The organism is Vibrio sp. J1-1, assembly GCF_021728395.1.
Taxonomy (GTDB): domain Bacteria; phylum Pseudomonadota; class Gammaproteobacteria; order Enterobacterales; family Vibrionaceae; genus Vibrio.
Genome location: NZ_JAKKCM010000007.1, coordinates 82646 through 105634, shown reverse-complemented (window position 1 = coordinate 105634; position 22989 = coordinate 82646). Strand labels below are relative to the sequence as shown.

The following is a 22989-nucleotide window of genomic DNA, read 5'->3' as shown; positions in this document are numbered from 1 at the left end:
AATCCCTTTGGGGAAAAACAAACGGAATATCGAAATGAATTTGCATGAATACCAAGCCAAACAGCTGTTTGCAGAATTCGGTTTGCCTGTGCCAGAAGGCTACGCGTGTGATACACCACAAGAAGCTTTTGAAGCCGCAGGCCGTATCAGCACAGCTAAGAAAGTAGTTAAGTGTCAGGTTCACGCTGGTGGCCGCGGTAAAGCGGGCGGCGTAGAACTACACGATACAAAAGATGGCGTAAAAGAGTTTGCGCAAAAGTGGCTAGGTAAGAACCTAGTAACTTACCAAACAGATGCAAATGGTCAACCTGTAACAAAAATCCTTGTTGAAGAAGCATCAAACATTGCAAACGAACTATACCTAGGTGCGGTAGTTGACCGTGCTAGCCGTAAGATCGTTTTCATGGCTTCTACTGAAGGTGGTGTGGAAATCGAAAAAGTTGCGGAAGAAACGCCGGAGCTAATCCACAAAGCAGCAATCGATCCACTAGTAGGCCCACAAGCTTACCAAGGTCGCGAGCTTGCGTTCAAACTGGGTCTCGAAGGTGACCAAATCAAACAATTCGTTAAGATCTTTATGGGTCTTGGCACGATGTTCGCTCAGTACGACTTAGCTCTACTAGAGATCAACCCTCTTGTGGTTACTGGTGAAGGTAACCTGCTATGTCTTGACGGCAAAATCAACATCGACTCAAACGCTCTATACCGTCAGCCTAAACTTCGTGAAATGCACGATCCATCACAAGAAGATGAGCGTGAAGCGCACGCGGCTCAGTGGGAACTGAACTACGTAGCATTAGACGGTAACGTTGGCTGTATGGTTAACGGTGCAGGCCTTGCAATGGGTACGATGGATATCGTAAACCTACACGGCGGCAAACCAGCTAACTTCCTAGACGTAGGTGGCGGCGCAACCAAAGAACGTGTTGCTGAAGCATTCAAGATCATCCTATCTGATGACAACGTGAAAGCGGTACTCGTAAACATCTTCGGCGGTATCGTACGTTGTGACATGATCGCAGAAGGTATTATCGGTGCGGTTAAAGAGGTAGGTGTAAGCGTACCTGTTGTTGTTCGTCTAGAAGGTACAAACGCTGACTTAGGTCGCGAAGTTCTTGCTAATTCTGATGTTGATATCATTGCTGCTGAGTCGCTAACAGATGCTGCTCAGAAAGTTGTTGCTGCTGCGGAGGCTAAATAATGTCTGTATTAATTAACAAAGACACTAAAGTAATCTGTCAGGGTTTCACTGGTGGTCAAGGTACTTTCCACTCAGAGCAAGCTATCGCATACGGTACGCAAATGGTTGGTGGTGTGTCTCCAGGTAAAGGCGGCCAAACTCACCTAGGTCTACCTGTATTCAACACAGTTCGCGAAGCAGTAGAAGCAACTGGCGCAACAGCGACAGTCATCTACGTACCAGCACCTTTCTGTAAAGATGCAATCCTAGAAGCGATTGACGCGGGTATCGAGCTAATCGTAACCATCACTGAAGGTATCCCTACAACAGATATGATCGACGTGAAAGTGAAGCTAGAAGAAACTGGCGTTCGCATGATCGGTCCTAACTGTCCGGGTGTTATCACTCCTGATGAGTGTAAGATCGGTATCATGCCTGGTCACATTCACAAGAAAGGTAAAGTAGGTATCGTATCTCGTTCTGGTACACTAACTTACGAAGCAGTTAAGCAAACTACAGACGAAGGCTTCGGTCAGTCTACGTGTGTTGGTATCGGTGGTGACCCAATCCCAGGTTCAAACTTCATTGATATCCTAAAACTGTTCCAAGAAGACCCAGAGACTGAAGCGATCGTAATGATCGGTGAAATCGGTGGTACAGCAGAAGAAGAAGCGGCAGCGTTCATCAAAGAGAACGTGACTAAGCCAGTAGTTTCTTACATCGCTGGTGTAACTGCGCCTCCTGGTAAACGTATGGGTCACGCTGGTGCGATCATCTCTGGTGGTAAAGGTACTGCTGAAGACAAATTCGCTGCACTAGAAGCGGCTGGCGTTAAGACGGTTAAGTCTCTAGCAGAGATCGGTCAAGGTCTACGTGAAGTAACAGGCTGGTAATGCCAACTTGTTTGATTGCAAAAGCCTGGCATTGCCAGGCTTTTTTTGATCGTGGAGTTTGGTTAAGAATGAGGATAAGTAAAGTGAGCTAAAGTTCTTAACCATCAAGCTCATACTGATGTCAGTGTTATGCTTTACGTTGGACTATTTGGCTTAGCATAAACAGCGAAGTTGCGCTTATCACAACGGAAGGACCAGCTGGAGTGTCAAAGTGCCAAGATAGGCTTAACCCCATCAACACAGAAATCGAGCCTATAATAGAGGCAAACAGCGCCATCTGTTCAGGCGTAGAAGATAGTTTTCGAGCCGTTGCCGCAGGAATAATAAGCAGTGATGTCATGATTAACGCACCGACAAACTTCATGCCCACCGCAATCACTACGCCCACCATTAACATTAGTACCAGACGTACAAGATCGGTATTCACGCCTTCAACAGCGGCAAGCTCTTCACTGACTGTACTCGATAGCAATGGGCGCCAGAAAATATATAAACACGCACTAACGGCAACAACACCAGCATAAATAAATACCAAGTCCTGCAATGAAACAGCCAGCAAATCACCAAATAAGTAGCTCATCAAATCAACGCGCACGTTATCCAGAAAGCTAACCGATACTAAGCCTATCGATAGGGAACTATGAGCCAAAATACCGAGTAAGGTGTCAGTGGCGACTAACTGTTGCTTCTGCAGTGTTACCAGTAGTACGGCTAGAGCGAGGCAACACACAAGTAAAGCAAGGTAAATGTTCACATTAAGCAAAAAGCCAAGCGCCAGACCCATCAGAGATGCGTGGGCTAGCGTGTCGCCAAAGTACGCCATTTTCCGCCACACTACGAATGAACCTAATGGCCCAGCGATGATTGCGATGCCAATACCGGCAAGAATAGAGGGGAGAAGAAACTCAATCATGGTGATGGTGTCCGTGGTTATGCTTGGCGCAAGAAGACGCATCACCAGAAACTGGGTCACCGGACAGGTCATGATGGTGATGATGGTCGTGATGATAAAACGCTAATGATTCTCTACCAGCATGACCAAATAAGGCGATGTAGGATGGATCCTGAGTAATCGTTGCAGGAGAACCGAAACAGCAAACGTGGTGATGTAAGCAAATGACATCATCTGTTTTGGCCATCACTAAATGCAAATCGTGGGAAACCATAAAAATAGCGCAGTCAAATCGGTGACGAATGTTCTCTATTAAATCATACAGGTCGATTTGTCCCTGAATATCCACACCTTGAGCGGGTTCATCAAGAACAAGAAGCTCAGGACGCTGAAGCAAAGCTCTTGCAAGGAGGACGCGCTGATTTTCACCACCAGACAGGCTGTGCATATTGCTGCTGATTAGGTGCTCAGCTCCGACAAGTCTCAGTGCATCAATACACTCTTGCTTGCTGTATTTGCCTGCCAAATTTAAAAATCGAGTGACATTTAATGGTAAAGAGTCATTGAGCTTTAACTTCTGTGGGACGTAACCAATTTTTAATTTCTTTTTTTTAGATAATTTCCCACTAGTCGGCTTCTGGAGCCCTAAAATAACTTTTACTAGAGTTGATTTCCCAGCGCCGTTGGGGCCAATCAGGGTGGTTATTTTACCCTTGGTTAATTCCATGCTGATGTTGTCCAGAACTTTGCGTTCATCGAATTCGACGCATAAGTGTTCCAGATGGACTAATGAGGACATGAATGAAACTCGTTTGCAAATCAATAATGTTATAATGTAACATTATTGCACTTTCCACTCGATATCCCAAGTAAAACTATGAAAAGAGCCTTAATTCTTATTGCTTCGGCAATGCTAACGTTACCTGCGCACGCGGTAACAGTGCTTACCAGTATAAAACCTATCCAATTGGTGGTGACAGAACTTACCCAAGGCGTGACGGAGCCAGAGGTATTGCTACAGTCAAATACTTCCCCGCATGATTATGCTCTGCGTCCTTCAGACGTGAAGAAAGTCGCCTCAGCTGATCTGGTCATTTGGTACGGACATGACCTAGAGCCTTTTCTTGAGAAAGTCGTGGCAGGCAAAGCAAATACAATGACGATCAGTGCTATTCCGGATTTAGCATTACGTGAATTTGATAATGAGCACAATCATGATCACGACGGGCATAACCATGGCTCTTACGACCCGCACTTTTGGCTAGGAGTTGAACCTGTCAAACAAGTAGCTGAAGCGCTGACGGAAAAACTTATTGAGATTGATTCAACCAATGCGAATAAGTACAAAGAGAACCTTTCTCACTTCGAAGCTCAATTGGCGGCGACTGATAGTGAAATTAAGGGCAAACTCGATACAGTAAAAGATAAAGGCTACTTTGTATTTCATGATGCTTATGGTTACTTTGAAGAGAGGTATCAACTTAATCAACTTGGTGCCTTTACCGTAAGCCCTGATCGCAAGCCTGGAGCAAAAACACTGATTGAAATTCGCAAAGCCCTTAGGTCTGGGGATGTTGCCTGTGTGTTCTCTGAACCACAATTTACGCCAGCCGTTGTTGAAAGTGTTATGCGTGGAAGTAATGTGGCTAAAGGTGAGCTGGATCCATTAGGGAGCGCAGTTGAAACTAAACCTGGAAGTTACTTCGTGTTCCTGTCTGGTATGGCAGATAGCTTCGAGCAGTGTTTAGGCAACAAATAGTTATGGGGTTGTTATTCTTTGTCGGAATTTTCTGTTTTTACGTGATCCAGCAGTAAGAATTACAACCTTTGGTAAGGCGAGCCTTTTCTCAAGAACCAATTGAGATATTATTACCTAATAATTAGCGACTCGAAATAACCATGTTAAGGAAGTCATGAAGCATGACGAGTCGGCATAAATTTAGATATTAAAGGTTTCGTCTTGCTACGCTATCTGGCTCTCTTACTCGTTGGAGCGGTTATTTCATGTCATGCATTCGCGTTTAATAAAGCTAATGCGATTTTTTACCCTTTGCCTACTCAGGTTAAGGGGACTTTTGTTGCAGCGGAAAATTTGTATTTAGGCGAGCAAGGTGGCCTTTGGATACACGACGTTCATGGACGTGTTTTGTTCTATGATGGTCAGAATATACTCCCTAAATCAGGCAGTTTTTTGAAGAACCCTGTCAAACAACTTGCCTACAATAAAGGCGCGTTTTGGACTTTCGTGGAGAATGAAGTCTACCAAACCTATCCAAATCAAGAGCGGCGTTTGGTGTTCAGCCTTAATCCTGGCTCCCAAATCAGAAAGATCGGCGCTTCAGACCACTATATCTGGGTCAGTGATGGTGCACATTTTTATACTTACAATACCGAAACTAGTGAGTTGAGAACGTTATCATTACTCCATCTTTATCACCATAGCAACAATAGTTACGTCTATATTAATGATGCGATTTTTATAGAAGGTAAATGGGCACTTGCCACTACTTCGGGCTTTTATCTGTCCGAAGGAAACGCCTTTGATCATGTCGCTGAATCTGGCCAAAACTACATTGAAAAAATCTACTATTCCCCTACGCGACGTGAAATATTGCTTGGGACGCTTCGCGGTGCGTTAGTTTTCAACATTAATGAGCCGAATAAGAAAGTCACCCAAGTAGGAGGCTCACATGTGTTAACGTTTGCAGAGACCAACCAAGAGTATTGGGTGGGCACCGAACATGGTCTGTACTTATATTCGTTTTTGACCGGGGAGGTGACGGAAGTTGAATCCTCAAGTTTCCTTGAGTTAGAGCTAGATAGTAACAAGATATTTTCACTGTTGAGCGACAACATGGGGGGGATGTGGATAGCAACTGGACAGGGAATTCGTTACTACTCCATGTTCAGTAAAAAGTTTGAGCGGATTACCTTCAGTAGTTACGATTCACAAACACTATCGGGAAGAATCAGAAAAACAGTGACTGGACCTGATGGTGCGTTGTGGTTTGCTGATGATTACAAACTCTATCGGAGAGGGTTGCAAGGTAATGAAATAATCCTAGAGTCTCACTCTCCAATCAATGATCTAGTGTTTCAAGAGGGGCTGCTTTGGCTCGCAACCTCACAAGGGTTAAAAGTATTCGACCTTGATGGCTTAAAAGAGGTCACTTTTCCTTACTTACAAGTTATGGCCGGACATGCTGTTGAACACCTTGCTGCCGATGATGCTTCACGTCTTTGGGTAGTAAGTGGTTATCAACTGTATAGCGTTGATATCGCTAATCAACGGGTAAGGAGCCTTGGCAGTGAATGGCTAGTTAGCCAGTACTTACCTGCAAAGATTACTAGCTTATACGATACGCAAGATCGATTATTGATTGGCACCGATCACGGTGTTTATGAATACGACAATGAACAAATTCGCTTCAAGCGATTTTCGGAAAAATTTGGTGAATCCCTAGATATTCTTACTGCTACTGATGGCAAACTTTGGTTTGCTTCCTCTTATGGTTTATTTAAAACGGTTAATGTCGGTGATTCAGAACAAGTCGTAGAATTGAGTGTCTCTAATACCAGACCTGCCTGCATGATCAGTGACGCTCAAGGTGTCTGGCTTGCTTCGTCTGTCGGGTTGAGCTACTACGATCTTTCTGGAGAGTTGGTAAAGCATTTCTCTTCTTCATCCGGTTTGTTAAACAATGAGTTTCTACCAGGAGTATGTACCGTAATACAAGGAGAAGAAGGCCAGGATAGCGAGCTAGTACTCGGCTCGAAATATGGCTTGGTCAAAGCCAAAGCCTCAACTTTACTGGTATCCAATGCCCCCGAGTCTAGGTTTATCGTTAGTCAGGTAGTGCATGAAAATGAAGTTCTTCAGGTAGGAAGTGCTAGTCTTGATGGCGTTGAATTACCTTATGGCTCATCATTAAGCTTCCGCTTTGGTACCATGCCAAGACCCGATAGCCAAAACTTGTATTATAGATTGAGTGAAGGTGAGCCCTGGCAAACATTGGAAGGCGGACAACTTACCTTAGAACACCTTAATTCCGGCGAGTACCATCTTCAAGTAAGTAGCCAGTCTCAAGTTTCTGCAGGTTTGATTGGATTAGAGTCTCGCTTTAAGGTTAAGCAACCATGGTATTTATCTTCACTGGCTATTTTTGCTTTCCTAGCAGCAACGCTCATAATTTTGGGCTTACTCACATATTGGCGCTCTCGTTATATGGTGCAAGTCAATCGTGCGTTGGCCGCGCAAGTTACTCTCAAAACCAACCAACTTAGACACCAAAGCCGTGTACTGCTAACCAGCAACCAACAACTTCGTAAACAGATCCAAGTAAGAAACTTATTGGTCGATCATGTCGCTCAATCAATCAAATCAAGCGTTGATCATCTTGCCTCTAAATTTCCCCAAGCGATGGATGCTCCAACACAAGATCACTTTGTTAAAGCCTATTGGCAATTAAATGAATTAAGAAGTGTTCCGGATGAATCCTGTGGTGGCAGCCACAACTACAATTTGAGTCAAATAACGCAATCCGTAGTCGATGTATGGAAAGAAGATTTTGCGAAAGCAGGTATTCTGGCCGAGATTATTGATGAGAACAAGTCGAGTAGAATTGCTCTGGAATGCTTCAACTTAGACGTCATTTTTAACAGCATTTTTGCCAATATCATTAAGCGTTCTTATCGTGGGCAAACGGTCAAGATCATGCTGTCTGAGAGAAGTGAATCCGTCTGGTTAAGTTTTATAGATTACGGTAGTCAATTGACGAACAAAATATCGTTAGGTCGGGTATCAAATGGGAATACTACCGATCTAGGAATAGACAGTATCACACAATTAGTCAGCGAGAGTGGTGGTCATTTAGCTGTATTTTCTTCTGATGCACAGAACAAAATTGAGATCACATGGCCAGTCGCTCAAGAGCTTAGTCACGTAGAAGATCCGTTGTCAGAGTTTGAGCCAGAAAAAGAGGGTGGCGATTTGGTTAGTCCTGAAGATGAATGGCTGCAAAAGGTTTACCAGCTCGTGGCTGAGCATTACCACGATGCTGAGTTTGGTACTGCATCAGCGGCAAAGATGTTATTTATGTCTGAACGCAGTTTGCAAAGGCGTTTCAAATCAGCCTCATCAAGAACGTTAAAAGATTACCTAACGGAAGTACGCTTAGAGACCGCCTGTGAGCAGCTACTAGCCGGAGAGAAAATCAGTGAAGTTGCATTTAATTGCGGTTTCAACGATCCGTCATATTTTAGCCAGAAGTTCAGATTATATTTTGGCTTGCCTCCTTCGAAGTTTGCACTGACTCAAGAGAACCAATAAGTCACGTTATGCTATTCACTCTTTTGGATCCCATAGTTTCTACGCTAAGTGTGGGGGCTTTATCTATCGGTTCTTTTCTTGCATAAATTAAAGCCGTGTTTTGCCCATGAGAACAATCCCCATTTTCCCTTCCTAAGTTCAACGCTTCTTCCTATCTAGTACCTCAACTCAATGTATTCAGTGCTTGGTCCCACATAGCCTTCGTAGGATGGAGTTGTCATCGCGCTGTCCACGCTTATGTGGTTAATGCGAGATCAGATAAGTACTGACATGTTTAAATCAAAAGGAGTCTTTGTACACCAGTATAGTGCTATATCAATTGAGGAAATCACTGAGTGGATTGGGTAGTTGTTTAAAGGGGGGAGGGATAAGTAAAAAAATATCGTGGTATAGCCGGGGGGACTATACCACGGGTGTCAATGACACCTTCGCTTGCTGCCGGAGTGGCATGAGACATGCCACCTCTGGAATACATTTGAGAGGTCGCCCTCTCGATGGGTTAACTATACGAGGGGTTACTTATTTTTCTTATAAAAATAACGACACATTCATATGAAAAAAGCGACAATATTCAGGGCTACAATTTAAGTTGATGATATATATGAATTAATTATGTTTTTTCTTTTAATCTCTATCATTTTCCTAAAATTGAAAGTCGCCCATGAAGATAGTTTTGACAAAATTGACGTGGTCAAAGTTGACGGAGTTGACGTTTAAGTAAGGGCTTGAACATTTGTGATAACTTTGATTTCACACAATAAAATAATGGATATATAGGAGTAGTATTGCAGCATTAATTCTTTAAATGAAAATATTTATCATTAGCAATAACCTTGTTGGAGCCATCATGAAGCTATCAGAAATTATACCCGGCGATTCGGTGACTATTCGTTTATTAGATGGTCTTTCACCTGACGTAAGAAAAAAGCTAATGGTAATGGGGCTATTGCCTAATACAGTAGTCAAAGTAATAAGGCGCGCTCCGATGGGCGATCCATTACAAGTTGAAGTGCGTGGTGTGTCTGTTGCAGTAAGAGATACGATTGCTCAAAAAATCGAAGTGGAGAGGGTGTAATGCAGTATCAAGTAATCACGGTAGGTAATCCTAATAGTGGTAAAACAACTCTTTTTAATGGTTTAACGGGCGCAAAACAACAGGTTGGTAACTGGGCTGGTGTGACTGTCGAGAAGAAGACTGGTCAATTTAAACATGCCAGTGATCAGTTTTTGCTTACAGACCTTCCTGGCATTTACTCACTAGATAGCGGAAATGATAGCAACAGTATCGATGAGTCAATTGCTTCGAGTGCGGTACTAACTCATCCAGCGGATTTGATCATCAATGTTGTTGATGCAACAAGCTTAGAGCGCAGTTTATATATGACGCTGCAGCTTCGCGAGCTTGGCCGTCCGATGATTGTCGTTTTGAATAAGATGGATGCGTTAAAGCGCGAACGTCAAATAATTAACGTGGCCGAGTTAGAGAAAATGTTGGGGTGTCCGGTTCTCAGCTTGTCAGCAACGGACAAAGCACAAGTCGCAGACTTTAAAGAACAATTACATAAATCCATCATTCAGGGTGTTGCTCTTAAAGATTTGTCGTTGAACTATGGTCAACAAATGGAAGCGGCGATTGAAAAAGTCTCGACGCTTTTTAGTGATCAAACGGTCTCTCATCGTGCACTTGCTGTTCGCGCCTTAGAAAAAGACGCGTTAGTTCTGAACAGTCTTTCAGAAAGTGATAGAAGCATGGTTTTAGAGTCGATTGCAAAGCTCGGTCTGGATATTGATTTACATGTTGCGGATACCAAATATACGCATTTGCATGAGCAGTGTAAGAAGATTCGCCGTAGTGAGGGCAAACTCAGCCGTAGTGTGACAGAAAAGCTAGACCAATTTATCTTAAATAAGTGGGTCGGTATTCCATTTTTCTTGGCTGTCATGTATTTGATGTTTATGTTCTCGATTAACATCGGCAGTGCATTTATTGATTTCTTTGATATCGGAGTCGGTGCGTTACTGGTTGATGGTGGCCATTACTTGCTTGATGATCACTTACCCGTATGGCTAGTGACTGTTCTTGCTGATGGTATTGGTGGTGGTATTCAGACGGTCGCTACCTTTATTCCAGTCATTGCCTGTTTATACTTATTCCTCGCGGTACTTGAAAGTTCTGGTTATATGGCTCGTGCGGCATTTGTTCTGGATAAAGTGATGCAGAAAATTGGCTTACCAGGTAAAGCCTTTGTACCGCTTGTTTTAGGATTTGGCTGTAATGTTCCGTCTATTATGGCAACCCGAACACTCGATCAAGAACGTGAACGTAAACTGGCTGCCTCTATGGTGCCCTTTATGTCTTGTGGTGCTCGCCTGCCTGTTTACGCACTTTTTGCGGCAGCGTTCTTCCCCGACTCTGGTCAAAACGTCGTATTTGCGCTTTACCTGCTTGGTATTGTGGCTGCCATCTTCACTGGCCTGTTTCTGAAAAAGACCCTTTACCCAGGCAGTAGTGATAGCTTTGTGATGGAAATACCGAATTACGAGCTACCGACATTACAGAATGTTGTGATTAAAACCTGGCAAAAGCTCAAGCGTTTTGTACTAGGTGCAGGTAAAACCATTGTTATTGTGGTTGCACTGCTCAGTTTCCTAAACTCACTTGGTACTGATGGAAGCTTCGGTAATGAAGATAGTGAGAAATCTGTCCTTTCAAAAGCGTCACAAGTTGTCACACCAGTGTTTGCGCCAATTGGTATCGAAAAGGACAACTGGCCAGCGACTGTAGGCATTATTACCGGTATTTTCGCGAAAGAAGCCGTCGTTGGTACGCTGAATAGTTTATATACCACGCCAACGGATGGTGACGAAGCTGAATACGATTTAATCGGTAGCCTAGAAGCCGCGGTAATGAGTATACCTGAGAATCTTGCAGGTCTTAGTTACTCAGATCCATTAGGCATCGAGGTTGGTGACTTAACCGATTCATATGCGGTAGCAGAAGAACAAGAAATTGACGCCTCTATTTTTGGCAACATTAAATCTCAGTTTGTTTCAGGTCATGCTGCGTTTGCGTACTTAATCTTTATCTTGTTGTACACACCGTGTGTTGCTGCAATGGGGGCATATGTGCGCGAATTTGGTAATAACTTTGCTCGCTTTATTGCGGTTTGGACGATGGGGTTGGCCTACCTAACGGCGACTTTTTATCATCAAATGATGCACTTTTCAGACAGTCCAATTACAAGCGGGATATGGATGGCAGTGATCGTAGCGATCTTCTTTGGTACTTATCGTGTCTTTAAGCGCATTGGTAAGAAACAGCAAGGTTCGCTGGAGGTACAAGTGGCATGATCTTAAAACAGCTTTATAACTATATTGAAGACCACGGGGCGGTGTCGCAGTCAGAGCTGGCAACGCAGTTTGGGATGAGTGAAGATGGTGCCGACGCAATGCTGAGTGTGTGGATCAACAAAGGCCGTATCACCCGTTTGATTGACACCAATAAAGCACATCATGTGACTCGCGTTCGTTATGCAGTGACAAGACAAGATGGATTATCATTGACCGTGACGATGTAAACCGTCGGACAGAAAGAAGCCGCCTCATTAACAGGCGGCTTTTTAGTCTCTGGAGTCATTGTCAAGGTTTACACTTTTTGGAAAATAGAGCTGAGTGATAACACATTCTGAATGCGCCCAAGCACTTCGTTCTGTTCGTCTTCACTACGAAACTCACCTTTGGTGTTGCCCCATACAGGCCCTGGCCAAGCGACGTCATCTTTAAAGCGCGCGATATGATGAATATGCAGTTGAGGCACCATGTTACCCAGTGCCCCCATGTTGAGTTTGTCTGGAAGAAATGTCGCTTCGAGCGCTTGGCTTACCGCTTGAGATTCTAATAAAAACTGTCTCTGATCGTGCATAGGTAAGTGGTGCAGCTCTTTTAAATTAGCACGCTTGGGAACCAGAATGACCCAAGGTACGGCATTATCTTTATGTAGCAGAGCAACGCAGAGTGGAAAATGACCAATAACAGTGGTGTCTTTTGCTAATTGAGGGTGCAGTTCGAAACTCATTTTGTTTTCCAGTTGATTTTTAATTGTATTGATTGAGTTCAGTATAAACAAAAAGGCTGACGCTCTCACGTCAGCCTTTGTTGTTAAGCTTTAGCTAAGATTAGCTTACATGCGCTCGAGCGTTTCGATACCTAGTAGAGACAGACCTTGCTTGATGGTCTTCGCTGTTAGTGCTGCAAGTTTCAGGCGGCTTTGCTTAACTGCTTCGTCTTCTGCAATTAGGATAGGGCACGCTTCGTAGAAGCTTGAGAACTGACCTGCTAACTCAAACAGGTAGCTACACATAATGTGTGGTTGACCTTCGCGAGCAACAGATTGAACTGCTTCTTCGAACTGTAGAAGTTTTGCGATGAGCGCTTTTTCTTTCTCGTCAGAGATTTGGATATCACCTTGAAGGTCATCCATGGCAACACCTGCTTTTGCAAAGATAGAAGCAACACGAGTGTAGGCGTACTGCATATACGGTGCTGTGTTACCTTCGAATGCAAGCATGTTGTCCCAGTCAAACACGTAGTCAGTCGTACGGTGCTTAGAAAGATCTGAGTATTTCACGGCAGCCATCGCTACTGTGCGAGAGATTTTTTCTTTCTCTTCAGCGTCTAGTGATGGGTTCTTTGATTCGATCAGCTTCGCTGCGCGCTCTTCTGCTTCATCCAGAAGATCAGCAAGACGAACCGTACCACCTGCACGAGTCTTAAATGGACGACCATCTTTACCTAGCATCATGCCGAATGCGTGGTGCTCAAGAGAGACTGACTCAGGCACGTAGCCAGCTTTACGAACAATAGTCCAAGCCTGCATTAGGTGCTGGTGTTGACGAGAGTCAATGAAGTAAAGTACGCGGTTCGCGCCTAGCTCTTCGTAACGGTATTTCGCACATGCGATATCTGTTGTGGTATACAGGAAACCGCCATCGCGTTTTTGAACGATAACGCCCATAGGCTCACCGTCTTTGTTCTTGTACTCGTCTAGGAATACAACTTGTGCGCCGTCATCTTCAACCGCAAGGCCTTGTTCTTTTAGGTCTGCAACGATCTTAGGTAGCATGTCGTTGTACATGCTCTCGCCCATTACGTCATCACGAGTTAGTGATACGTTTAGACGATCGTAGTTGCGTTGGTTTTGGATCATGGTTACGTCAACCAGTTTCTTCCACATTTCTGCGCAGAACTCGTCACCGCTTTGTAGTTTCACAACGTAGTTACGCGCTTTAACTGCGAATTCTTCGTCTTCGTCATATAGCTTTTTAGATTCGCGGTAGAAGGCTTCAAGATCAGCCAGTTCCATAGACACTTCGCCAGACTCTTGCTGTACACGTTCAAGGTTTGCGATCAGCATACCGAACTGAGTACCCCAGTCACCGATGTGGTTGGCGCGAATCACTTTATGGCCCAGGAACTCAAGAGTACGTACAACAGCGTCACCAATGATGGTTGAACGCAGGTGACCAACGTGCATTTCTTTTGCAACGTTTGGCGCAGAGTAGTCAGCAACGATAGTTTGCGCTTCTTCTTCTGCCACGCCCAGACGTGAATCTGCCAGAGCTGCATCCGCTTGTTTCGCCAAGAACTCTTCGCTTAGGAAAATGTTGATAAAACCAGGGCCAGCGATTTCTGTTTTGCTCGCGATACCGTCAAGGTCTAGAACATCCAGTACTTTCTGTGCAAATTCTCGTGGGTTAGTACCCAGTTTTTTAGCAACGCCCATTACGCCGTTTGCTTGGTAGTCACCAAATTGTGGCTTTGCTGATTGACGAACGGCTGCAGGGCTGCCTGCAGGTGCGCCAGCGGCTTCTAGAGCCTGAGATACTTTGTCATTAATAAGTGCTTGGATATTCACACGCGTTTCCTTCAATTCGAGGACTAAGAACTCGTTATAATCGGAGTCGAGTTCTGTTGGAGTTCACAAAAATGGCGCTAATGATAACAACTTTATTGCTTTTCATACAGAGAGGATTTGGGGAAATTTATACTTTTTCGAATGAATGGATATGTACATCCAAACAACCTCATCCTTACTGAACCAATCATAGCGAAGCTATTTGGGTATAACGTTCTTTGGGTTTACTATTGCGCCTGTATAAAAGACAAAATCCTCCTCTTAGAGAATACCGATGACGACTGAATTAGTAGAAAAACGCTTAACACCCGAGTTGATGCTCCAAGACTTGGATGCGTTTGTGGAAAAAATTGAAGCACTGGCTTCAATGCTTAGCCTGGATTTGAGTTTGGCTCAAGCCGACCATATTGCGTTGCGTATCAACGATACTCAAACGGCGCAACAAGCCCATCAAGCATGGAGTCAGTATGGTAAAGTCATTTCTCAAGCGCAAATCAATGGCCGTCCAATCATCGTGATTGAGTTTGAAAACATGCTAGAAAGTCGGGGCTGGAAAATTGAGTGCTTGGAGTTACCGTATCCGGCTGAGGGTAAAATTTACCCAACAGAAGGCTGGGAGCACGTAGAGTTTGTCATTCCGTCTCATGCGGAGACGGCGGATGAGTTTCTAGCTGACCTAAAACACACTTACCCCGCATTTGGTGGGCGTTTTGCTCAACTCGAAGCAATGGGGGTGAAAATCAAACTCTCCAGTCCTAAAGGTGAGGGTGAGCGACTGAACAACCCAACGGTTGCATTTAAATACCAAGGGGTATGTATCAAACTTCATCCGCATTCACTAAAGGCGATTGTTGAGTCTGAAGCATAAAAGCGAGAGGGTCAGAACTGAGATGTAGGCTTATCATTGTCATCTCATTAGGTTCGTTCGTACTTTTCTTTGTTGTAGAGTTGTAGAAGATGAAAAGGGAGCGAGGGCTCCCTTTAAATAAGCTAATCACTACTTCGTCAGTGACTTGCCTTTTGGGTTTGTGATGGAAAGCTTTTTGCCTTTTAACTCTTCGTCCAGTGGTAATGTGAAGGTCTTGGAAAACGGCATTCGTTTACAATGATCCACTTTGTCTCTAACGATGGTGAGCAGAGCCTCCGTTTGCGAGCTTTGCTCTACTTTCAGGCTAAAGTCATCGTTTTGACTACAGCCGGTAGACTCGGCGATAAATGAAATCGTACTCCCGCTCGTACGGTAAGCTTCTACCATCATTGTCTGGTGCTCAGGTTCCGGGCTTTCCTGCATCTCCGCATTCGCTGAGCAAGCGGCTAAGCTGATAGAGCTCAAACCAAGCAGTACTATCTTGAATGCATGTTGCATCTGATTATCCTTTTTTACGGCGAAGGAATGAGCCAGCAGCGAGCAACATCACCAGGCCAATAGATAAACTGCCGCCTGAGCTGGATTTGCTTTTTGCACTGTTGTCGTTATTGGTATCTGCGCTAACTGACATTTTGATATTGCGAATATACGCTTGTGCGTCATAACCACCGGTCGATGAGTCGTTTTTTAGGTAAGCAAACATAACCGTATTTGACGTTCTATATAGATCAGCGGAAACCTCGGTGTAATCGAGAAGCTGGTTGGTGTGATCATACATCTGGCCATTGATGTAGACGACAAAATCGTCGAAACCATTGGACAACACACTTAGGTCCATCGTCAGTTTACCTTTCGGCAGATCGGTGAGATACAAGATAGACGCGCCGATAGAAGTCCCCATATCTGCAGACTGAAGTTCACCATTTACGGCTGTCCAAGCGTAGCCATTGGTATAAACATTAGCGCTTGTTATCGGAACAGCACTGCTCAGCGAATCGCTGGCCTTATCAACACCTATATACTCAAAGGTGGTCGAAAGCTTGGATAGTTTCGGGTGATCTGTGGTGACTTCGATCGTTTCCTCTGAACGCCTATAGCTAGGGTAGTAACCCACCGTAATTTGACAACTTTCAGAAGGACTCAGCGTCTCAGTACAAGTATTTTCGGCGATGGTGAGTCCGCTTGATAGGGTGACCCCAGTGATGTTGAGTGGAGAATCTACCTCGTCATTACGAATGGTAAAGGTCTCTTGCTGAGCTTTTCTCTCAACCAGATGAAGGTCGCGGTACTGGGTATAGCTGATGGTATTGCGATGGCTATCTATCCAGCCGTTTTGCTGAAAGTGAGCCACGTTGGCGTAAACGCCATAAGCGTCAGGTTGAGCACATCCTGCACCCCAACTAACCACTCCCAGCAGCTTATTGATGCCGTTATCATTGAAAATGAGCGGCCCGCCGCTATCGCCCTGGCAGCTGTCTTTTCCTCCCGAAGAGTATCCAGCGCAAATGCCATCATCTGACACGTTGGTATAACTTCCCTCCAGGCTTTGGCACGTGGCTCGGTCTACATATTCCAGATCTACTTGTTGTAGCACAGTTGGGTATACCGTGTCTGTTGTCGAGGTGTTGCCCCAGCCAGCCACAATAACGTTATCCCCTGCACGCACACTATCCAACACCGTTGGGGTTGCCAGCTCGATAGTAGCGCCATCGACACTGCGTTCTAGTTCGATAAGGGCGATATCGTTGCTAACTTTCTGATTATCATATGAGGTATGTGTGTAGATATTTTTCACCGCGATACGCTGCGCTTGGGACTCGTTTTTTTGGTCATAAAGACCAAGAACGATATCGATATCACCCGCATTGGTGCCTTCAACACAGTGCGCCGCAGTTAATACGTATTTCCCACCCAGGAAGCTACCGCCACAGAAGTGACCAATAGAAGCAGGCTTTTCTTTACGTACCAGAGAGGCAATAAATTTCCAGTCGGTAGTATTGGCTGGCTCTCCGCCGATAATTCGTGTGGATACATCATTCTGAACAGGCTTAAGGTTATCTGCGATTGCGGTTGCAGGTAAAGTCAGCCCAATCAGAAAAGCCACTAACGTTTTTTGCATTTCAATTCCTTGGTATTAAAGGGGGTTATTATAAGGTGGCTGGATGATAAATCGAATCATTCATGAGACAAATGATTGTAGGGAAATGAAAAAGTTTCGACGCAGATCGCTTATGTTTTGACGTTAAAAGCTGAGGATTATGTTGAAAAGACAAAACCCGCCGATGAGGCGGGTTTACTTGTCGTTCTGGTATGTGACGGAAGAGGTTATTACAGGATCACAGTCTTATTGCCGTAGACAAAGACATGGTCGTTCAGCACTTTATTCAGCGCTTTACTTAAGACGTTCTTCTCAACATCTCGACCAGCCTGCGCCATGTCCTGAGCACTAAAGTTGTGGTCGACTGGAATGACATCCTGCTTGATGATTGGGCCTTCATCCAAATCATTCGTCACAAAGTGCGCTGTAGCACCGATGATCTTCACCCCACGGTCATAGGCTTGTTGGTAAGGCTTCGCACCAATAAACGCTGGTAAGAAACTGTGGTGAATGTTGATGATCTTGTGGTGATATTTCTCAACAAATGACGGAGTTAATACACGCATGTACTTCGCTAGTACGATGTAGTCCGCGTCGTATTGGTCGATCACTTCGAGCATTTTTTGTTCATGCTCTTCACGGCTGAGCTCCTCATGAGTCACATAGTGATACGGAATATCAAATCGTTCAGTCAGCGTTTGCAGTTTGTCGTAGTTACCAAGCACTGCCGCGATTTCAACATCTAAGCCACCATCGTAATTTTTCATCAGAATATCGCCCAGACAATGCGCTTCCTTGGTTACCAAGATAACGATGCGCTTACGGCGAGAGCTAACCAATGTACGTTTTGCTCCGACAGGTAAAGCTTGGTCTAAATCGGCGAGAAGAGTTTGATCGTTGAAGTAACCTTCCAACTCCGTTCGCATGAAAAAGTGCCCGCTGGTGTTATCAACAAACTCATTATTGTGAACGATATTTAATTGATGCTTGTAACAAATGTTAGTGATTTTTGAGATTAAACCCGGAGCGTCTGAACAATGGGTTAACAGGGTTTTCTTTTCCATAAATTGGGGACTTCCATACAATAAAAATGAAGCGTACGAAAAGAGCGTTGGCTGACACGAACCAACCGTACTGCAATGTTCCACCATAAATAATCTATTCTGGGACTGGTTTCAACAAAATATCAACGATGAGTAATAAGCAGGCCATAATGTGGGCTGATGTCTCCGCCTATCGTCTGTTATAATCTCGGCAATTTTACTAATCAGACCCAGATATGATCGCAAAAACATTCTCCTCTGAGGGCGCTTTAGGTAAAGCTATACCGGGCTTTCAGGCTCGCCAGCCACAAATTGATATGGCAGAAGCCGTCAGTAGTGCGATCAAAGATCAAGGTCAACTGGTGGTGGAAGCCGGGACTGGAACAGGCAAAACTTTTGCTTATTTAGTTCCTGCTCTACTAAGCGGAAAGAAAGTCATCATCAGTACCGGCTCTAAAAACCTGCAAGAGCAGCTGTACCATCGAGATTTACCGCTAATGGTCAGTGCGTTAGGCTTTTATGGTCAGGTAGCACTGCTGAAAGGGCGTGCAAATTACCTTTGCCTGGATCGCCTGAGTCGTCAGATGGTCGAAAGCCACACCAACGAATCTGATCCTACATTGCTGACTCAATTGGTTAAGGTGAGATCGTGGTCTTCTGAGACTAAAACGGGGGACTTGGGTGACTGCGAGGATTTGCCGGAAGACAGCATGATCATTCCAACGATTACATCGACGAATGATAATTGCTTGGGCAAAGAGTGCCCTAGTTATACGGACTGCTTTGTGTTGAAAGCGCGTAAACGCGCGATGGACTCCGATGTTGTGGTTGTAAACCATCACCTGTTTCTTGCTGACCTTGCGATTAAAGAAACCGGCTTTGGTGAGTTAATCCCAGAAGCAGATGTATTTATTTTCGATGAAGCGCATCAGTTACCAGACATTGCCAGTGAATATTTTGGCCAGACGGTCTCTAGCCGTCAAATTCATGATCTGGCTAAAGATATTGAAATCGCTTACCGCACTGAAGCAAAAGACATGCGTCAACTGCAAAAGGTCGGGGATAAATTGCTGCAAAGTGCAATGGACATGCGTATTGTTCTTGGTGAACCCGGTTTTCGTGGCAACTGGCGAGAAGCGATGCAGTCGGAACCAATTAAACGTGAACTCGTTCGGCTAACTGATAGCCTTGAGCTTGCCATTGATGTTCTCAAAATTGCTTTAGGTCGCAGCCAGTTACTGGATGTGGCGTTTGAACGCGCCAATTTGATTAAAGGACGGATTGACCGGGTATGTGACGTCGACATCACAGGTTATTCGTATTGGTATGACACCTCACCACGTCATTTTGCGTTGCACATCACTCCGCTTTCCGTTGCCGACAAGTTTCATGAGCAAATAGAAATTAAGCAGGGGGCTTGGATATTTACCTCCGCAACCTTGGCCGTGTCGGGAGATTTTAAACATTTTACCGATCGCTTAGGTTTGAAACCCAAACAGAAGTTTTCTTTGCCTTCCCCGTTTGATTATGAGAAGCAAGCACGCCTATGTGTACCTCGTTATTTACCGGAACCAAATAGTCCTGGCTTGGCAGACAAATTAGTGAGAATGTTGGCGCCAGTAATTGAAGAGAACCAAGGTCGCTGCTTCTTTCTTTGCACTTCTCACAGCATGATGCGTGAGTTGGGAGAACAGTTCCGTGAAAAACTGGATTTGCCTGTTCTTATGCAAGGTGAAATGAGTAAACAAAAGACCTTGGCAGAGTTTATGGAGCTCGGAAATGCGGTGCTGGTGGCAACGGGCGCGTTTTGGGAGGGGATCGATGTTAGAGGTGATGCACTGAGCTGTGTTATCATCGACAAATTACCGTTTACAGCTCCTGATGACCCGTTACTCAAAGCCCGAATCGAAGATTGTCGATTACGTGGTGGAGAGCCTTTTGCTGAAGTGCAAATTCCAGATGCGGTGATTACTTTAAAGCAGGGCGTAGGACGCTTGATTCGGGATCAGAACGATCATGGAGCATTGATCATCTGTGATAATCGTTTGGTGACCCGAGATTATGGTGGCACCTTCTTAGGAAGCTTACCGCCAATTCCAAGAACACGAGATTTAGAACGAATCAAAGCTTTTCTTAAAGCAGAATAGCCGGTCACAGACGAATGTTGTGGCCTAACCAAATAAATAGAGTTGTAGAGAGTTAAATGAGCGCAAAAATTCTTGCCATCGATACAGCAACTGAAAACTGTTCAGTTGCGCTACTGGTTAATGACCAAGTGATTTCACGCAGCGAAGTCGCACCGCGTGATCACACGAAAAAAGTCTTACCTATGGTTGACGAAGTGTTGAAAGAAGCGGGTTTGACTCTACAAGAACTGGACGCACTGGCATTTGGTCGTGGTCCGGGGAGTTTCACGGGTGTACGTATCGGTATTGGTATTGCACAAGGTTTAGCGTTTGGTGCAGAGTTGCCAATGATTGGTATTTCAACACTCGCCGCGATGGCGCAAGCAAGCTACCGTCTTCATGGCTCGACTGATGTTGCCGTCGCGATTGATGCGCGCATGAGTGAAGTGTACTGGGCTCGTTACTCTCGCCAAGAAAATGGTGAATGGACCGGTGTGGATGAAGAGTGTGTGATTCCTCCAGCACGTCTGGCTGAAGACGCTCAAGCCGACGATAAAACCTGGACAACAGCAGGTACAGGTTGGGGGGCTTATCAGGAAGAGTTGGCTAACCTACCATTCAGTGTTAGTTCAAGTGATGTGCTATATCCAGATTCACAAGACATCGTTATTCTGGCTAAGCAAGAGTTAGAAAAAGGCAACACGGTTCCAGTTGAAGAATCAAGCCCTGTTTATCTGCGTGATAACGTGACATGGAAGAAACTTCCGGGGCGCGAGTAATCAGAAGAATGACATAAGGGCGGGGCGGTTGTTGCCCCGCCTTTTTATGGAGCGTTATGGCATCAATTAATGGTTTACCACCCTCACTGATAACAAGTGCAACTCGCACGAACAAAATCAGTAAAAAGAATCAGGTAAAAAAATCTCAGACAAAGAAATCGGTAGGCCAGCCTTCTAAGGTTGCTGATGCTGTTGCTCACTCCATAAAACAAGTTGATGAGTCTCAGATTCACCGTGCACAAGTGCAATACGATCTTCCTGAGGGAAATGCACGAAAAGCGATGGAACAGTATATGGATGTTATGAATCGAGCGAAAAAAGAGGAACTGGCTCAATTACTTGGTGTCGATATTTATGTGTAAAGGGCGGAACGGTTTCGTTCAAGAACAATAGATTTAGATGGTGAATTATGACTTTATCTCGACACATCTTCCTGGCTTTCTTTGCGGTGGTTGGACTGTCAGCGTGCAGCTCTCTTCCTGAAGAGTTGAATGCAAGGACTGAACAAGTATTAACAGACTATAAAACATTTGCTGAGTCTCAAGGAGTGGCAAACCATGATGTTCGCCTTGGGGGCATCATTGCTAAAGTCGATAACTTCAAAGACAAAACGCGTGTTGAGATAGTCAATCTACCCATCAGCGAGTCTGGTAAGCCTGATATTAGTGATGAACCCGAAGGCCGTTTTGCGGTTTACTTCGATGGGTATTTAGAGCCTGTGGCATTTAGTCAGGGGCGACTAGTCACTGTGGTTGGTAAGAGTGCGGGTGAAGAAGAAGGAAAAATTGGTGAGCATGAATATATCTTCCCGCTGATTAAAGGTCAGGGTTACCGCTTATGGAAGATAGAAGAGCGAGTACGAACGTACGATACGCCAAGCTATTTCTATCCTTGTTATTCTATTAACTGCCGTATGCTACGTCATGATTTCCCGCAAGATGGCAGAGTCATCAAACAGGTCAAGTAATCTGCCATGCATGAGCGTCGATTTGAACTTGCTACAGGGACAATGGCAGCCCTTGAAATAGGGAATGAAAAAACGGCTGACTTGTCAGTCGTTTTTCTTCATGGTTGGCTAGACAACGCAGGCAGTTTCAAAGCGTTGATGGAGCAGATGCATCAGCTCAATCCAGCTTTCCACCTATTGGCCATTGATCACTTTGGACACGGTTTGTCTAGCCACAAATCATCCGACAATTATTACCTCTTCCATGATTATATTGCCGACTTATATGAGTTATTGGATGAATTGTCGCCAAACAGGCTGATATTAGTAGGCCATTCACTTGGTGCTTTAGTCGCAAGTTGCTATAGTGCTGCGTTTCCTGAGCAGGTCGAAGCGTTAGTGCAAATCGAAGGTGCGGGCCCTCTCACTGAGGAGCCTTCTCATAGTTTGCAAAGACTTCGTGATGGCGTTATAAGTCGACATCGGCAACAAAACAAGCCTGAACGATCCTTATCTTCCTTTGATCTGGCTTTAAAGTTACGCATGCAGGCCAACAAGTTGACCGCTGAACAGCTTCTGCCAATCGTAGAACGCGGAACTGTGCAGCGTGGAAACGTATGGTATTGGCGTCATGACTCCAAGTTAAAATGCGCTTCGCTTTACCGTATGGCGCAAGAGCATGCGAACTCAATCACCAGCCAAATACGTTGTCCACACCTGATCGTATTGGGCGACCAAGGATTTCAAAATTTACCCTCCAGCCAAGTTGATTGGGGGCAGAATTCACCACAAGTGATGACTGTCTCGGGAGGTCATCACTGTCATTTAGAGCAAATGCTCGAAGTTTCAGACGGAATTTTTGGTGTAGTTAACAAAATTTAAACAAGTGTTTGAGAGTTTCGTGCTCAAGCACCTTCGCTG

At 44.8% G+C, this 22989-nt stretch carries 20 protein-coding genes; 13 read left to right on the top strand and 7 right to left on the bottom strand.

Annotation, left to right across the window (positions count from 1 at the left end):
* Positions 1-34 precede the first annotated feature (34 nt).
* Positions 35-1201 carry an ADP-forming succinate--CoA ligase subunit beta gene (gene sucC, locus L3V31_RS12870; RefSeq protein ID WP_237316419.1) on the top strand — a complete coding sequence of 389 codons (1167 nt, stop codon included), beginning with the start codon at positions 35-37 and terminating at the stop codon, positions 1199-1201.
* Complete coding sequence (sucD, locus tag L3V31_RS12865) at positions 1201-2073, top strand: succinate--CoA ligase subunit alpha (RefSeq protein ID WP_053395190.1); 873 nt, start codon at positions 1201-1203, stop codon at positions 2071-2073. The genes sucC and sucD overlap by 1 nt, the downstream gene beginning before the upstream one ends.
* A 127-nt stretch (positions 2074-2200) precedes the next feature.
* On the opposite strand, the gene znuB is transcribed toward sucD, so the two are convergent.
* Both znuB and znuC read right to left on the bottom strand, forming a co-directional pair.
* A complete protein-coding gene (gene znuB / locus L3V31_RS12860) occupies positions 2201-2986 on the bottom strand; it encodes a zinc ABC transporter permease subunit ZnuB (RefSeq protein WP_237316613.1) in 786 nt (261 codons plus the stop codon).
* The gene (gene znuC / locus L3V31_RS12855) at positions 2979-3764 is read right to left on the bottom strand and encodes a zinc ABC transporter ATP-binding protein ZnuC (RefSeq protein ID WP_237316418.1); all 786 of its coding nucleotides are present in this window, start codon (positions 3762-3764) and stop codon (positions 2979-2981) included. Before znuC ends, znuB begins: the two co-directional genes overlap by 8 nt.
* A gap of 78 nt (positions 3765-3842) precedes the next feature.
* Here znuC and znuA point away from each other — a divergent pair, with 78 nt between their 5' ends.
* From znuA to L3V31_RS12830, 5 genes are all read left to right on the top strand, one after another.
* A complete protein-coding gene (znuA, locus tag L3V31_RS12850) occupies positions 3843-4724 on the top strand; it encodes a zinc ABC transporter substrate-binding protein ZnuA (RefSeq protein ID WP_237316417.1) in 882 nt (293 codons plus the stop codon).
* Positions 4725-4925: 201 nt separating this feature from the next.
* Positions 4926-8294 (top strand): AraC family transcriptional regulator, encoded by a 3369-nt coding sequence (locus L3V31_RS12845; RefSeq protein ID WP_237316416.1) that lies wholly within the window; start codon positions 4926-4928, stop codon positions 8292-8294.
* An 847-nt stretch (positions 8295-9141) separates the two neighbouring features.
* Complete coding sequence (locus L3V31_RS12840; protein ID WP_237316415.1) at positions 9142-9369, top strand: FeoA family protein; 228 nt, start codon at positions 9142-9144, stop codon at positions 9367-9369.
* Entirely contained in the window at positions 9369-11645 is a 2277-nt protein-coding gene (gene feoB / locus L3V31_RS12835; protein WP_237316414.1) for a Fe(2+) transporter permease subunit FeoB, read from the top strand. Before L3V31_RS12840 ends, feoB begins: the two co-directional genes overlap by 1 nt.
* Positions 11642-11872, top strand: coding sequence for a FeoC-like transcriptional regulator (locus L3V31_RS12830; protein ID WP_237316413.1), 231 nt, complete (start codon positions 11642-11644; stop codon positions 11870-11872). The genes feoB and L3V31_RS12830 overlap by 4 nt, the downstream gene beginning before the upstream one ends.
* 68 nt (positions 11873-11940) lie before the next feature.
* Here the strand turns inward: L3V31_RS12830 and L3V31_RS12825 are convergent, their stop codons facing one another.
* Complete coding sequence (locus L3V31_RS12825; RefSeq protein ID WP_237316412.1) at positions 11941-12369, bottom strand: HIT domain-containing protein; 429 nt, start codon at positions 12367-12369, stop codon at positions 11941-11943.
* A 105-nt stretch (positions 12370-12474) separates the two neighbouring features.
* A complete protein-coding gene (gene argS, locus L3V31_RS12820; protein ID WP_237316411.1) occupies positions 12475-14208 on the bottom strand; it encodes an arginine--tRNA ligase in 1734 nt (577 codons plus the stop codon).
* Positions 14209-14482: 274 nt separating this feature from the next.
* Between argS and L3V31_RS12815 the strand changes: the two genes are divergently transcribed.
* Positions 14483-15076 (top strand): VOC family protein, encoded by a 594-nt coding sequence (locus L3V31_RS12815; RefSeq protein ID WP_237316410.1) that lies wholly within the window; start codon positions 14483-14485, stop codon positions 15074-15076.
* A 129-nt stretch (positions 15077-15205) separates the two neighbouring features.
* Here the strand turns inward: L3V31_RS12815 and L3V31_RS12810 are convergent, their stop codons facing one another.
* The 3 genes from L3V31_RS12810 to purU all read right to left on the bottom strand — a co-directional run bounded on the left by L3V31_RS12810 (position 15206) and on the right by purU (position 18238).
* The gene (locus L3V31_RS12810) at positions 15206-15574 is read right to left on the bottom strand and encodes a hypothetical protein (RefSeq protein WP_237316409.1); all 369 of its coding nucleotides are present in this window, start codon (positions 15572-15574) and stop codon (positions 15206-15208) included.
* Positions 15575-15578: 4 nt separating this feature from the next.
* Complete coding sequence (locus tag L3V31_RS12805) at positions 15579-17195, bottom strand: serine protease (RefSeq protein WP_237316408.1); 1617 nt, start codon at positions 17193-17195, stop codon at positions 15579-15581.
* A 209-nt stretch (positions 17196-17404) separates the two neighbouring features.
* On the bottom strand, positions 17405-18238 hold the full coding sequence (gene purU, locus L3V31_RS12800; protein WP_237316407.1) for a formyltetrahydrofolate deformylase: 834 nt from the start codon (positions 18236-18238) through the stop codon (positions 17405-17407).
* A 215-nt stretch (positions 18239-18453) separates the two neighbouring features.
* Between purU and L3V31_RS12795 the strand changes: the two genes are divergently transcribed.
* From L3V31_RS12795 to L3V31_RS12775, 5 genes are read left to right on the top strand one after another with little or no spacing between them, the layout of a single operon-like run.
* Positions 18454-20364 (top strand): ATP-dependent DNA helicase, encoded by a 1911-nt coding sequence (locus L3V31_RS12795; protein WP_237316406.1) that lies wholly within the window; start codon positions 18454-18456, stop codon positions 20362-20364.
* Between the two features lie 56 nt (positions 20365-20420).
* Positions 20421-21122 (top strand): tRNA (adenosine(37)-N6)-threonylcarbamoyltransferase complex dimerization subunit type 1 TsaB, encoded by a 702-nt coding sequence (gene tsaB, locus L3V31_RS12790; protein ID WP_237316405.1) that lies wholly within the window; start codon positions 20421-20423, stop codon positions 21120-21122.
* Positions 21123-21178: 56 nt separating this feature from the next.
* Entirely contained in the window at positions 21179-21484 is a 306-nt protein-coding gene (locus L3V31_RS12785) for a chromosome partitioning protein ParA (RefSeq protein WP_237316404.1), read from the top strand.
* 47 nt (positions 21485-21531) lie between these two features.
* Positions 21532-22089 (top strand): Slp family lipoprotein, encoded by a 558-nt coding sequence (locus L3V31_RS12780; RefSeq protein WP_237316403.1) that lies wholly within the window; start codon positions 21532-21534, stop codon positions 22087-22089.
* 6 nt (positions 22090-22095) lie between these two features.
* On the top strand, positions 22096-22950 hold the full coding sequence (locus L3V31_RS12775) for an alpha/beta hydrolase (RefSeq protein WP_237316402.1): 855 nt from the start codon (positions 22096-22098) through the stop codon (positions 22948-22950).
* Positions 22951-22989 lie beyond the last annotated feature (39 nt).